The organism is uncultured Devosia sp. (genome assembly GCF_913055165.1).
Classification (GTDB): domain Bacteria; phylum Pseudomonadota; class Alphaproteobacteria; order Rhizobiales; family Devosiaceae; genus Devosia.
Map to the genome: position 1 here is coordinate 14,313 of NZ_CAJXJS010000025.1, position 13,269 is coordinate 27,581.

12 protein-coding genes are annotated in these 13,269 nt (G+C 62.6%); 11 read left to right on the forward strand and 1 reads right to left on the reverse strand.

Annotated elements, in window-relative coordinates:
* Nucleotides 1-21 precede the first annotated feature (21 nt).
* Complete coding sequence (locus QZ564_RS10035) at nt 22-1,533, forward strand: ABC transporter substrate-binding protein (protein ID WP_297108739.1); 1,512 nt, start codon at nt 22-24, stop codon at nt 1,531-1,533.
* Between the two features lie 51 nt (nt 1,534-1,584).
* On the opposite strand, the gene QZ564_RS10040 is transcribed toward QZ564_RS10035, so the two are convergent.
* Entirely contained in the window at nt 1,585-2,034 is a 450-nt protein-coding gene (locus QZ564_RS10040; RefSeq protein WP_297108741.1) for a MarR family transcriptional regulator, read from the reverse strand.
* Nucleotides 2,035-2,141: 107 nt separating this feature from the next.
* Here QZ564_RS10040 and QZ564_RS10045 point away from each other — a divergent pair, with 107 nt between their 5' ends.
* The 10 genes from QZ564_RS10045 (at nt 2,142) to QZ564_RS10090 (ending at nt 13,261) form a co-directional block, all read left to right on the forward strand.
* Entirely contained in the window at nt 2,142-3,236 is a 1,095-nt protein-coding gene (locus QZ564_RS10045; RefSeq protein WP_297108744.1) for a cupin domain-containing protein, read from the forward strand.
* On the forward strand, nt 3,233-3,757 hold the full coding sequence (locus tag QZ564_RS10050; RefSeq protein WP_297108749.1) for a hypothetical protein: 525 nt from the start codon (nt 3,233-3,235) through the stop codon (nt 3,755-3,757). Before QZ564_RS10045 ends, QZ564_RS10050 begins: the two co-directional genes overlap by 4 nt.
* Nucleotides 3,754-4,452 (forward strand): fumarylacetoacetate hydrolase family protein, encoded by a 699-nt coding sequence (locus tag QZ564_RS10055; RefSeq protein ID WP_363311941.1) that lies wholly within the window; start codon nt 3,754-3,756, stop codon nt 4,450-4,452. The genes QZ564_RS10050 and QZ564_RS10055 overlap by 4 nt, the downstream gene beginning before the upstream one ends.
* Complete coding sequence (gene maiA, locus QZ564_RS10060) at nt 4,449-5,090, forward strand: maleylacetoacetate isomerase (protein WP_297108752.1); 642 nt, start codon at nt 4,449-4,451, stop codon at nt 5,088-5,090. Before QZ564_RS10055 ends, maiA begins: the two co-directional genes overlap by 4 nt.
* 3 nt (nt 5,091-5,093) lie before the next feature.
* Nucleotides 5,094-6,764: a glycoside hydrolase family 3 N-terminal domain-containing protein gene (locus tag QZ564_RS10065; RefSeq protein WP_297108755.1), complete on the forward strand. Its 1,671-nt coding sequence runs from the start codon at nt 5,094-5,096 to the stop codon at nt 6,762-6,764.
* A gap of 16 nt (nt 6,765-6,780) precedes the next feature.
* On the forward strand, nt 6,781-7,686 hold the full coding sequence (locus tag QZ564_RS10070; protein WP_297108758.1) for an alpha/beta hydrolase: 906 nt from the start codon (nt 6,781-6,783) through the stop codon (nt 7,684-7,686).
* Nucleotides 7,687-7,964: 278 nt separating this feature from the next.
* Nucleotides 7,965-8,903 (forward strand): ABC transporter permease, encoded by a 939-nt coding sequence (locus QZ564_RS10075; RefSeq protein ID WP_297108761.1) that lies wholly within the window; start codon nt 7,965-7,967, stop codon nt 8,901-8,903.
* Nucleotides 8,903-10,663 carry a dipeptide/oligopeptide/nickel ABC transporter permease/ATP-binding protein gene (locus QZ564_RS10080; protein ID WP_297108764.1) on the forward strand — a complete coding sequence of 587 codons (1,761 nt, stop codon included), beginning with the start codon at nt 8,903-8,905 and terminating at the stop codon, nt 10,661-10,663. The genes QZ564_RS10075 and QZ564_RS10080 overlap by 1 nt, the downstream gene beginning before the upstream one ends.
* Entirely contained in the window at nt 10,660-11,475 is an 816-nt protein-coding gene (locus QZ564_RS10085) for an ABC transporter ATP-binding protein (RefSeq protein WP_297108767.1), read from the forward strand. The genes QZ564_RS10080 and QZ564_RS10085 overlap by 4 nt, the downstream gene beginning before the upstream one ends.
* A 4-nt stretch (nt 11,476-11,479) precedes the next feature.
* The gene (locus QZ564_RS10090; protein WP_297108771.1) at nt 11,480-13,261 is read left to right on the forward strand and encodes a sulfatase-like hydrolase/transferase; all 1,782 of its coding nucleotides are present in this window, start codon (nt 11,480-11,482) and stop codon (nt 13,259-13,261) included.
* Nucleotides 13,262-13,269: the final 8 nt, after the last annotated feature.

The window sequence follows — 13,269 nt, forward strand, 5'->3', positions numbered from 1 at the left end:
GATCAGCGCGGGAGGAGAGAGATGAAGATGAAATCCGTTCTGGCGTCCATGCTGGCTGGCGTCATGATGTTGAGCGCGTCGCCGTCGGTGATGGCCCAGGTGGCCAATGATGCCGACACTCTGGCGCTGGGGGCACTGCTGGACAATAACAGCTTTGATCGCGCCCAACTCCTGATCGGCCACCAGATGCAGTACTGGTCACCGGTCTTGGACACCCTGCTGGTGCGCGAAGCCGATGGCAGCCTATCGCCGAACATGGCCTCGGAATGGGCCTATAATGGCGACAACAGCGTTCTGACCTTGACCCTGCGCGAAGGCATTACCTTCACCGACGGCGCGCCCTTCGATGCCGAGGCGGTCAAGGCGAACCTCGAATACCTCAAGAACGGCGCCGGACAGAACAGCTTCATGGTTGCCGCTGTCTCCGAGATCGAGGTGGTATCGCCTACCGAGGTGAAGCTGCATCTGGGAGAGCCTGATCCGAGCCTGCTGGAAAACCTCGCCGTTGTTGGCGGCGCCATGGCCTCACCGGCAACGCTGGGTGTCGAGGGCGCCGCGAGCAATCCGATCGGGTCCGGTCCTTATATCTACGACGCGGACAATTCCCGCCTTGGCCAGCAATATGTCTATAACCGCAATCCGGACTACTGGAACGCGGAAGCCTTTGACTTTGACCGGGTGACCATCACCCCCATTAATGATCAGGTCGCACGTTTGAATGCGCTTAAGTCCGGGCAGATCGATGCCGGCCTCAGCGAAGCCCGCGCGGTTGCCGACGCCGAGGCCAATGGACTCGTCGTCAACCGGATCGACGTGGATTGGTTCGGCCTCATCATGGCCGATCGCGAAGGCAAGATCGTTCCGGCCCTGGCCGATCCCAAGGTGCGCCAGGCGCTCAACATGACCTTCGATGGCAAGTCGATCCTGGAATTCGTCGAACTCGGTTATGGTCGCCTTACGGACCAGATCTTCCCGACTTCGAGCGAAGCTTATGTCGCCGAGCTCGACGACGTCTATCCCTATGATCCCGAGGCTGCCAAGGCGCTTCTGGCCGAGGCCGGCTATCCGGATGGCTTCGAAATCCTGATGCCCGAGCTTGCCAACTTTGCTTCGTTCAACCCGATCATCCAGAAATACCTCAACGATGTCGGCATCACGGTGAAGTGGGAGAAGATTGCGCCCAACGCGACTATTCCCGAGCTCCGCTCGGGCAGGTTCCCGGCCTATATCTTCCAGTTCGGCTATCAGGGCACCTGGTCCGAACTTCGCAAGTTTGGCTATCCCGAGTCGCCCTGGAACACGTCCAAAGTCGCCGATCAGGGCCTGCTTGAGCTGATTGACCAGGCGCAATACGCCACCGGTGACAGGCAGATCGAACTGTACAAGGACGCCAATCGCTACATGGTCGAGAACGCTTTCTTCGCCCCCATGTATCGTCGTGACACCATCTACCTGACCAATCAGGAAACCGTTGTGGAGATGCAAAGCACCAATGTGATGCCGCCGATCCGCAACTATTCGAAGGCCGAATAGTCCTCCCTCGACGTCGCGCATGGGGCGACCGGAAACGGTCGCCCTTTTTCGTCACGAGGCCGGCGTTCGGCTCTCGTCTCGCGTGGCTTCGACGACTTTGTCGAGCAGGGCAGTGAATTGCGCGCGTTCCAGGTCGGACAGTCCGGCCAGGATGTTGTCCTGCACCCGATTGACCACCGGTTCGCATTGGTTGAGCACATCCCGTCCCTTGTCGGTGAGGCTGAGAATACGGGCGCGGCGGTTGGCGGGATTAACGGTACGGGCGATGAGGCCCTTGCCGACAAGCCGGTCCACCACGCCGCCCATAGTCGCCTTGTCGAGAGCGGCCTGGCCTGCGTGCCCCGCCTGGTCGAGGCCAGGATGCACTGCGATGCTGGACAGGACCGCATATTGCACGGGGGTAAGGTCATGACCGGCCTGGGCCATCTCGCGCAGAAAGATCGCCACCGCCGATTGCTGCAGGCGGCGAATTTGAAATCCGGGCTTTTGCTGTTGGGTCATGGATGTGCCTCTCGGTTGTTCCTAACCCCTAGCTCGGCCATCGCCAAGCTTGCCACATATAGTAAGTGTACATACTATAATTCCGTATCTTGAGAGGAGGCTGTGAGATGAACGAAAACTCTGCCCCGCATGGCGGTCAACCCGACGACACCCCGGAGTTGCGGGGCCTTTACGCCGGCTTCGAGCAGCTTTCGGTCATGCCGCTCTGGACACAAATCGGCGATCTCATGCCGCACCATCCCAAGCCGCGTGCCGTGCCCCATGTCTGGCGCTGGTCTGAGCTTTATCCGCTGGCTCAGAAGGCTGGCGAACTGGTGCCTGTTGGCCGGGGCGGCGAACGGCGCGCACTGGGCCTCGGGAATCCGGGGCTGGGCGGCAATGCCCATATCTCGCCGACACTTTGGGCCGCGATCCAGTATCTGGGGCCGCGCGAGACGGCACCGGAACACCGCCACTCCCAAAATGCCTTCCGCTTCGTCGTGGAAGGTGAGGGGGTCTGGACCGTGGTCAATGGTGATCCTGTGCGCATGAGCCGCGGCGATTTTCTGCTGACGCCCGGTTGGAATTTTCACGGTCACCACAATGCTAGCGACCACCCCATGGCCTGGATCGACGGCCTCGATATTCCCTTTTCCTTCCAGAACGATGTCGGCTTTTTTGAGTTCGGCGCTGATCGCGTCACCGACTACGCCACGCCCGATCTATCGCGTAGTGAACGCCTGTGGTGCCACCCGGGCTTGCGACCTTTGTCCGGCCTGTCCAATACCGTTTCCTCTCCTATCGGCGCCTATCGCTGGGTGCATACCGACCGCGCACTCAATGATCAGCTGCTGCTTGAAGAAGAGGGGCATCCGGCAACGCTTGCCGAAGGGCATGCGGCCATCCGCTACGTCAATCCCACCACCGGCGGCGATGTCATGCCCACCATTCGCGCTGAATTCCATCGCCTGCGCATCGGAACGAAAACGCAGAAGCGCCGAGAGGTTGGCTCCAGCGTATTCCAGGTGTTTGAGGGCAGGGGAGAGGCGACGCTTGGCGATGCCACCCACAGGCTGGAAAAAGGCGACCTCTTCGTCATCCCGTCCTGGGTACCATGGTCCATTGGTGCCGAGACGCAGCTAGACCTTTTCCGCTTCTCGGATGCGCCGATCATGGAACGGCTGCATTTCGCGCGCACGGCCATCGGCGCCGACGCGGAATGAGCAGTGAGACTCTTGCACAGGCGCGGCATCGGCTCGAGCAACAGCTTGGCGCCGGTGCGCGCTTCGACTCGCCTGCGGCGCCCAAGACGGAGTTGCGGGCCATGCGCCTGGCCCGTGCGGCCTGCCAGCGGCAGGTGACGCTTCTGCCCGACACCAGGCTTGAAAGCCCCGCCATAGCCCAGCGCATTGCCGAAATTGGCTGTACCGCCCGGCTCGTCGCCGAGCGTTTCGAAGGCCTATCCGGCCATCGGGGCATCGAGGGCGATAGCGCCGGACGCAGCGCAGATCTTCAGACCGAAATCATCCTGGCGCGCACCTTGCCCGGTCGGGCGCTGCGCGCGCTCTATCATCACGCGCTACAGCATCTGGACGTGGCCTGCCGTGATCTCGACGCCGATGGTTGGCGGGCGCATCTCGGCCTGCCTCAAGCCGATACCCCCACCGCCGCCATCATCCTCATGGCCGGCCTGCTGCGGGCCAGCGCTCGCGACTTTGCCCCCATTTCCGGAGTATCCCCGTGACTGCAACCCTGTTTCCCTCACCCGTCTGGCCCAATGTCCCCGTCGAAGGGCGCGCCGGCCGCTACCCTGTTCACCGCATCTTTTGCGTCGGCCGCAATTATGCCGACCATGCCAAGGAAATGGGCGTCGAGGTGGATCGCGAAGCGCCGTTCTATTTCCTCAAGGACGCGCAGGCCATCGTGCCGACCGGCGCGACCGTCGCCTATCCACCCGGCACCGCCAATTACCACTATGAGATGGAACTGGTCATTGCCGTCGGTGCCCCGGTCTTCCGCGCCACGCCCGAAGAGGCGCAGGCGGCAATTTTCGGCTATGCGAGCGGCCTCGATATGACCCGTCGCGACCTCCAGCTTGATGCGCGGGCCAAGCAGCGTCCCTGGGACCTCGGCAAGAATTTCGAGCGCTCCGCCGTCATTGCGCCGCTTGTCGAGGCGGCCGCTGTGCCAGATCTGGGAGCCCGCCGCATCGCCCTCAGCGTCAATGGCGACATACGCCAAGACGCGCATCTGTCCGATCTCGTCTGGTCGCCGGTCGAGCTGATCACCCACCTTTCGGGCTTCTACCATTTGGCGCCTGGCGATCTCATCTACACCGGCACCCCGGCAGGCGTGGGCGCCGTGGTCCCCGGTGACAGCATCGTCGGCACCATCGATGGGCTGCCTGACGTGACGCTGACCGTGGGGGAGGCGGAATGATCTTCCACGGCTATTTCCGCTCTTCGGCGGCGTGGCGCTGCCGCATCGCCTTCAATCTCAAGGGCATCGCGCCCGACGAAACCCGCTTCGTGCATCTGCGGCGCAATGGCGGCGAGCAAAAATCTGCCGCCTATCTTGCGCTCAACCCGCAGGGGCTCGTCCCGGCGCTCGAGACCGACGGAGTTGTTCTCACCCAGTCGCTGGCGATCATCGAGTGGCTCGACGAGACCCAACCTGGGCCGCGCCTGCTGCCCGAAGACCCCTTCTTGCGTGCCCGCGTCCGCGCCTTTGCGCAAGTGATCGCAGCCGATATCCACCCGCTGCAGAACCTGCGTGTTCTCGCCTATCTCGGTGACCAGTTCGGACAGGATCAGGCCGGCAAGGATGCCTGGTGCCGCCATTGGATTGAAGCTGGGCTCTCCGCCTGCGAGGCACTGGCACTTCCCGATACACCCTTCGCCTTTGGCGATGCGCCGAGTCTCGCCGATGTTTGCCTTGTCCCGCAGATGGCGTCCGCCGATCGCTTCGGCCTCGACACGACGCGTTTTGCTCGCCTCAGCGCCATCACTGTACGCTGCAACGCCCTGCCTGCCTTCGCTTCAGCTGCAGCAAACTGCCAGCCCGATTCCGAGTCCTGATCCATGTCCCGACCGCTTCCTGATGCTGATTTCCTGAAACTCGCCCCGTTCCACCTTGATGATGCGGCGCTCACCTGGGTTACTAACACCGCTTCGAGCCTTGAGGGCGATGCAAGGCTCATGCAGCTTTTCGTCATCGGCATGCATGGCCCCGTCGACGCCTGGGCCGGCGACGCCATCGGTCGCCTGCAGCCCGGCGGTGTCATGCGCTTCTTCTCGCCCGATGGTGAAGCCGAAGCCGCGCTGCTCGCCCGCCTGCAGCACGACGCCGATATTCCGCTGCTTGTTTCGGCTGATCTCGAAGGCTCGCGGATGAGCCTGGCCTTCGGCACGACAGTGCCCAATCCGCTGGCGCTGGCCGCCGTCGACGACGTGGAACTGACAGGCAGGATTTCGACACTCATGGCCGAAGAGGCCCGCGCCATCGGCGTCAACTGGTCCTATACGCCGGTCCTCGATATCAACGCGGCCTTTCGTTCGGCCATTGTCGCCACTCGCGGCTATGGTTCCGATGTCGCCCGCATCGCCCGCCATGCCCTGGCCCAGGCGCGCAATTTCCAGCAGGCTGGCATTGCTGCCTGCGTCAAGCACTGGCCGGGTGAAGGGTTCGATGATCGCGACCAGCACCTGCTGACGACCATCAACCCACTGACGATGGACGAGTGGGAGGCCAATTTCGGCCGGCTCTATCGCGCCGCCATTGCCGATGACGTCCTTTCGGTCATGTCCGCCCATATTGCGCTGCCGAGCTTCGTCCTGGGCGAGAATCCCGATGCCGGTCTTGACGCCTACCGCCCGGCTTCGCTCTCCCATGATCTGACCACGAAGCTGCTGCGAGAGCGGCTCGGCTTCAATGGGCTCATCGTCTCCGACGCATCGGAAATGGCCGGAGCCATCTCCTTCATGCCGGAAGGCCAGGCCAAGGCGGAAATGTTGCGTGCCGGCTGCGACATGATCCTTTTTTCCAACGATCTCGACCGTGACCTCGCGGCCATCAAGGCTGCATTGGCCGATGGCTCGCTCACCCAAGCCCGGATAGATGAGGCGCTGCTGCGCGTCCTCGGACTCAAGGCGGCGCTCGGCCTACACAAGCCGTCAAAGCAGCGCTCAGTCACAAGCCGGAGCGCGGCGCAAGCCGCGGCCACCGAGGCGTTCCAGCGCGCGCCTACTCTGGTCAAGGACGTCCAAAACCTTTTCCCGCTCTCTCCCGAGCGGCACCGCAGGGTGCTGTTCGTTTCAAGCGGCATCATCTCGCCCATCCATGGAAGGCCGCTGGACTTTGCCCTGCCTCAGATGATGCGTGAGCGCGGCTTCGAGGTCGACCTTCACAATCCGGCCAATCGCGATTTCGCGGGGGGCCATGATCTGGTGCTCTATGCCCTCGGGGAAGAGACCCTCCTGACACGCGGCCGCATTTTTCTCGACTGGTTGGGCCTCATGGGCGATTTCCGCATGGCGATGCGGCGGACCTGGCATGATGTGCCGACGGCGCTGATCTCTTTCGGCTACCCCTACTACCTCTACGATGCGCCGCGCATGCCCGCCTATGTCAACGCCTATGCGACCTCCGACGAGATGCAGGCTGCCGTCCTTGACTGCATGATGGGCATACGGCCCTTCGCCGGCACCTCGCCGGTCGATCCGTTCTGCGGCCTGCCCGACGCCCAATACTGAAACCTGGAGACAAGTCATGTCCGATGCAGCCCGCGCCGCAGCGCGCCAAGAACTCGATGTTTGCCTGACCCGTGTTGACAGCCTGCCGGGCGGAGGCCGGGTATGGCGAGAACTTTTTTATGCCCAGCCTTTCGGCTTCCGGCCGCTGACGCTGTCACTGGCCGTTCCGTCCGGCCCGGGCCCGCGCCCGGTCGTCATCTATATCCATGGTGGCGGCTGGATGCAGGGGCACCCTCACTCCATGCATCCCAACCTGGCCGCCATGGGCTTTGTCGACAAACTTCTGGCTGCCGGCTATGCGGTGGCGAGGATTTCCTATCGTCTTAGCGGCGAAGGCAAGTTTCCAACCCAAATCCAGGATTGCAAGGCGGCGCTGCGCTATCTCACGCACCATGCGGGTCTGTTCGGCATCGACCCCACCCGCATGGCGGCGCTGGGCGAAAGCGCTGGCGGCCATCTGGCCATCCTCCTCGGGCTTGAAACGCCAGCGGAGTTCGACGGCGAGGAGGGGCTGCCCGGTCCCACGCCGACGCTCCGCGCCGTTGTGGACTGGTATGGCGTCACCGACCTGCTCGTGCTCGACGCCCAGTCCCTGCCCAATGCCCGGTTCAAGCACGACACCGCCGAATCTGCCGCGGGCCGGCTGATCGGCGGCCAGCCCTCCGCCAATGTCGACGCGGCGCGACATGCTTCGCCCGTCACCTGGGTCAATGCCAATGCCGTGCCGATGTTGATCCAGCATGGCGTCAACGATTCCGTCGTTCCCCCAGGGCAGGGCGAAAGCCTCCATGCGGCGCTTGTGGCAGCGGGCGTGGATGCGGAATGGCACCCCATTGAAAATGCGGATCATTGCTTCATCGGCGCCGATACGACCCCGATCATGCCGCGCGTGCTGACCTTCCTCGCAAAGCATATGGCCTAGCAGGAACGCCTCTGCACAACGCGCCGGAGCCATGGCTCCGGCCGGGCCGGCACTATCGCGCCTATAGACGCCCAAGCGCCTCCCGCGATGCGTCTGGCTTATCGCTGAGGTCACTCTTTGCATTATCTGTGCATCGCAAAGCTTGCTATCTCAACTGAACAACAGCCGGGAAACCGAATGGTGCCGGGCGATGGAGGATCAGTTGATGAGCATGTCAGGTTGGGGCGGGCAAACCGCCCGCGTCGCAACGCCGCGCTGTGGCGGATGGGTAGGCAGTGATGCTTAACTACGTCGCCAAACGCCTGGCTTCCAGCCTTGTTCTCCTCGCCCTCGTCACGACGCTGACCTTCGTCATGGTCTTTGGTGGCGCGGACAACGTGGCACAGAATATTCTGGGCGAAAACGCCACCAGCGAGCAGATTGCGGCCCTAGAGCAGAAACTCGGCATCGATCGTCCGCTCTACGAGCAGTATTTGTCATGGGTGTCCGGCGCGTTGCATGGCGATCTGGGCCAGTCCTGGACGCTGGGCGAAAGCGTAGCCCGCATCCTTTCGGGCCGCCTGCCCGTCACCCTGTCCATGGTCATTCTCGCCACGGCCATTATCGGTGTCGTGTCGGCGTTGCTCGGTATCATGGCGGCGGTCCGGGGCGGCTGGGCCGACCGCGCCATACAGGTCATCAGCGTTGTCGGTTTTTCGCTGCCCAATTTCTGGCTGGGCCTGATCCTGGTCGTTGTCTTTGCGCTGAACCTGCGCTGGTTGCCAGCTACGGGCTATACCGATTTCACGACGTCGCCCACCGGCTGGCTGGCCTCCCTGACCTTGCCAGTGGCAGCCTTGGTGCTTTCGGGCATTGCCTCGGCTTCCCAACAGGTGCGTGGCGCCATGATCGACGCACTGCGTCAGGATTACGTGCGCACGCTGAGGGCAGGGGGCATAAAGCCCTCCTCCGTGCTCTTCCGCCACGCCTTGCGCAATGCCATGCCGGCAGCGTTGACCGTGCTGTCTCTGCAGTTCATCGGCCTGTTGGGCGGCGCGGCCATCATCGAGCGCGTCTTTGCCATTCCCGGGCTCGGCTCCATCACCGTTCAGGCCGCGCTTTCGGGTGACATTCCGATCCTCATGGGTGTCGTCGTCACCATGATCATCCTCGTGGTCATCGTAAATATTGCCATCGACCTGACCAATGCGTGGGTCAATCCCAAGGTACGCCTCTGATGTCCGCCGCTACTCCCGCTCCGGCGCCCGCCACTTCCGGCCGCGAAAGCCTCGTGCTTTCCGTCCTCACCAATCCGCTCGGGCTCATTGCCGCGATCCTTCTGGTTCTGGTGATCACAACGGCTGTGTTCGCTCCGCTGATCGCGCCGTTCGCGCCTGGCGATTTGCAGATCTTCAAGATCAATGCCCCTCCGGGCGATGGCTATCTCCTCGGTGGCGATGGCTCGGGCCGCGACATCTTCAGCCGTCTCGTCTTTGGCGCCCGTAACACCCTGATCGGTGCTCTGATCGCGCTCAGCGTTGCTGCGGCAATCGGCGTTACTGCCGGTCTCTTCGCCGGCTATTTCGGTGGCCGCCGCGAGATCGTCATGAGCTGGATTGCCGATGGCCTCATGGCCCTGCCGGCCCTCATCGTGCTCCTGGCCTTCTACCAGTCGCTCGGTTCGTCCATCCAGGTGTCGATGGTCATCTTCGGCATCATGCTTTCGCCGGGCTTCTATCGGCTCACCCGCAATCTGGTGAATGGGGTCAAGCACGAACTCTATGTCGATGCAGCCCGTGTCTCCGGCCTTTCGGATATGCGCATCATCGCCCGCCATATCCTGCTTGTCATCCGCGCTCCGGTGATCATCCAGACCTCGATCGTGGCCGGCATCTCGATCGTAATCCAGGCGGGCCTCGAATTCCTCGGCCTGGGCGATCCGTCCGTCCCGACCTGGGGCGGCATGCTGCAGGACGCCTTTGCCAATATGTTCGTGGTCCCGACCGCGATCCTCTGGCCGGGCCTCGCCATCTCCATCACAGTTGCCTCCTTCGTGCTTCTGGCCAATGCCATTCGCGACCGGCTGCAGCAGGGCAACCGGACGGCGTCGGTCTCCAAGATGCCCAAGGTGGAAGCCAAGCCGGTCGGCGCGGCACCCACCGAGAGCGACCTGCTGCTCGATATCCGCGACCTCGTTGTCGGCTATCCCGGCAAGGCCGGCTGGGCCGAAGTGGTCAAGGGTGTGTCGCTGCAACTGCGGCGGGGCGAAGTGCTGGGCCTTGTTGGTGAGAGCGGTTCGGGCAAGACCCAGACGGCCTTCTCCGTCCTAGGCCTGCTCTCGACCGGTGGTCGCATCCTGTCCGGTTCGATCTGGTTCGATGGTCGTGACATCGCCAACCTCCCCGAGGACGAGATGCAGAAGCTGCGCGGCAAGCGCATCGCCTATGTGCCTCAGGAGCCGATGAGCAATCTCGACCCGGCCTTCCGCATCGGCTTCCAGCTCACCGAACCGATGATGACTGTTCTCGGCATTTCGAGGTCTGAAGCCAAGGCGCGGGCGCTTGAACTGCTTGCCAAGGTCGGTATGCCGGATCCCATGCGCACCTTTAAGGCCTATCCGCACCAGGTATCGGGTGGCATGGCGCAGCGTGTGCTCATCGCCCGTGCGATCTCCTGCAATCCCGACCTGCTCATTGCCGACGAACCGACCACCGCGCTCGATGTCACGGTCCAGGCCGAAGTGCTCGAACTTCTGCGAGACCTTCAGGCCGAGATGGGTATGTCGGTGATCCTGGTCACTCACAATTTCGGCGTCGTCGCCGACATCTGCCACCGCGTTTCGGTGATGAAGGACGGTCAGGTGGTCGAGACCGCCGATGTGCGCACGCTCTTTGCCAATCCCCAGCATGACTACACCAAGATGCTGCTCGGCGCCGTACTCGATGACGTAACGCCCCGCACCTATGCCCCCCGCACGCTCAAGGAAATTTCAGCATGAGCGACGATGTGATTGTTCAATGCATTGATGTGAACACCAAGTTCGGTGCCCACCACGTCCTCAAAAACGTCAACCTGACTGTGCGCCCAGGTGAAACCGTGGGCCTGGTGGGCGAGAGTGGCTCGGGCAAGACGACGCTCGGGCGCGCCATCCTGGGCATCGGTCCGGTCAGCTCCGGCCGTATCCTGTTCGAAGGCAACGATATCGCCGGCGTCGCTCCGCGTGACCGCAAGGGCAATGCGGCTTCCATCCAGGCTGTGTTCCAGGACCCGTACACATCCCTCAATCCGTCGATGACCATCGAAGATATTCTGGTCGAGCCGATCGTTGCCCGACGCCAGGCGAGCCTAGAAGAGGCGAGGGCCCGCGTCCGCACGCTTCTCGATCAGGTGAACCTGCCCAGCGACGCTGCCTATCGATATCCCCGTGAGTTCTCGGGCGGCCAGCGGCAGCGCGTCGCCATCGCCCGGGCCCTGGCCCTGTCGCCGCACCTGATCGTCTGCGACGAACCGGTCTCTGCCCTCGATCTTTCGACCCAGCAGCGCGTGCTCGATCTCTTCGTCGAAATCCAGGACCGTACCGGCGTCGCCTATCTCTTCGTCAGCCATGACCTGTCGGTGGTTCGCCATATCAGCCACCGCGTTGCCGTCATGCGCGGGGGCGAGATTGTCGAATTCGGCGGATGCGATCAGGTCACTGCCGATCCCCGACACGACTACACCAAGCGTTTGCTGCTGGCTGCGCCTGTCGCTGATCCCGTGCGTCAGGCCGATCGTCGTGCGGCCCTGCGTGCCCTGAATACCGGAGCCTGATGCCATGCGCGCCATCATTGTCATGTTCGATAGCCTCAACCGGCGCATGCTGCCGCCCTATGGCTATGAACACGCCCATGCCCCCAACTTTTCGAGGCTGGCCTCCCGCACCGCCACATTCGACCGCTGCTATGCCGGCTCCATGCCCTGCATGCCGGCGCGCCGCGAGATGCATACCGGCCGCTACAACTTCCTGCATCGATCCTGGGGCCCGATTGAGCCCTTCGACGACTCCATGCCGGAAATCCTCAGCCGCAACGGCGTCTATACTCATCTCATCACCGACCATCAGCACTATTGGGAAGATGGCGGTGCGACCTATCACAACCGCTATTCAAGCTACGAGTTCTTCCGTGGCCAGGAGGGCGACCTCTGGAAAGGTGTTGTCGACAGGAATGACAGCACCCGTCTCAAGGATGTGCTGTACCGGATGCAGAACCAGGACGGCATCAACCGCACCTATCTCGAGGACGAAACCGATCACCCCCAGACGCTGACGTTCGATGCCGGCCTCGAATTCATCGACACCAATGCCGGTGCCGACAACTGGATGCTGCAGCTCGAAACCTTCGACCCGCACGAGCCCTTTTTCAGCTACGACCAGTATCACCGGCTCTATCCCGAAAGCCCGCTCGGCAATGGCGAGGACTTCGATTGGCCGCCCTATGCGCGTGTCACCGAGTCCGGGAGCACAGTCGAAAACGCCAAGCTGCGCTATCTGGCGCTGCTCTCGATGTGCGACGCCAACCTGGGCCGCGTGCTCGACCTCATGGACGAAAAGAACATGTGGGACGATACCATGCTCATCGTGTGCACCGACCATGGCTATATGCTGGGCGAGCGTGGCTGGTGGGGCAAGTCGGTCATGCCCTGGTATGACGAAACCATTCACACGCCATTCTTCGTCTGGGATCCGCGCTCCGGCGTCGCCGGGGAGCGGCGCGAAGCTCTGATCCAGACCATCGACATCGCACCGACCCTGCTCGACTTCTTCGGACTGGCGCCAACCAAGGATATGAAGGGTCAGCCGCTCAAGGATGCCGTTGCCCGCGATGTCCCCGTGCGCGAAGCCGGTCTGTTCGGCAATTTTGGCGGCCATGTCAGCGTCACCGATGGCCGTTATGTCTATATGCGCGCCTCGGCTGACCAGACCAACCGGCCGCTGTTCGAGCACACGCTGATGCCCACACACATGCGTGCCCGCTTTGAACCAAAGGAGTTCGCCGAGGCTGAGTTGATGCCGGGCTTCTCTTTCACCAAGGGCGCACCCGTCATGCGTATGCCTGGCTGGACCATGCGTGGGCCGAGTGAGTTCGGCACGCTGCTTTATGACCTCGAAAACGATCCGGGCCAGACCACACCACTCCGTGATACGGCGCTCGAATTGCGCATGGCAAAACTGCTTGTCGACGTGATGCGCGACAATGATGCGCCGCCAAGTCAGTACCAGCGATTGGGATTGCCTGCCGAGGGTGACGTCACCGAAGCTCACCTGTTGGTCGAAAAACAATGGGAGCAAATCGAGAAGGGCCAGCGGCGCGGCCCCACGGTGCATGACTTTGCTCGCGACGCAGTCATTGCAACTGTCGATGTCAACAGTCTGCTGACCAATTCGGACACGCGGTCGATCATTGTTGACGCGCTGCCAGCGCTCGGTGGTCCGTCCGTTCCGAGCATCTTTAACGACAAGACGCTGCTCGAAATCGCCGGCATGGTTCCGCATTTGGACAAGAGCCGCCTCGACCAGATCGAAGCCTCGCTCCAGTCTGTCGTTCCCGCTGAATAACTCTTGGT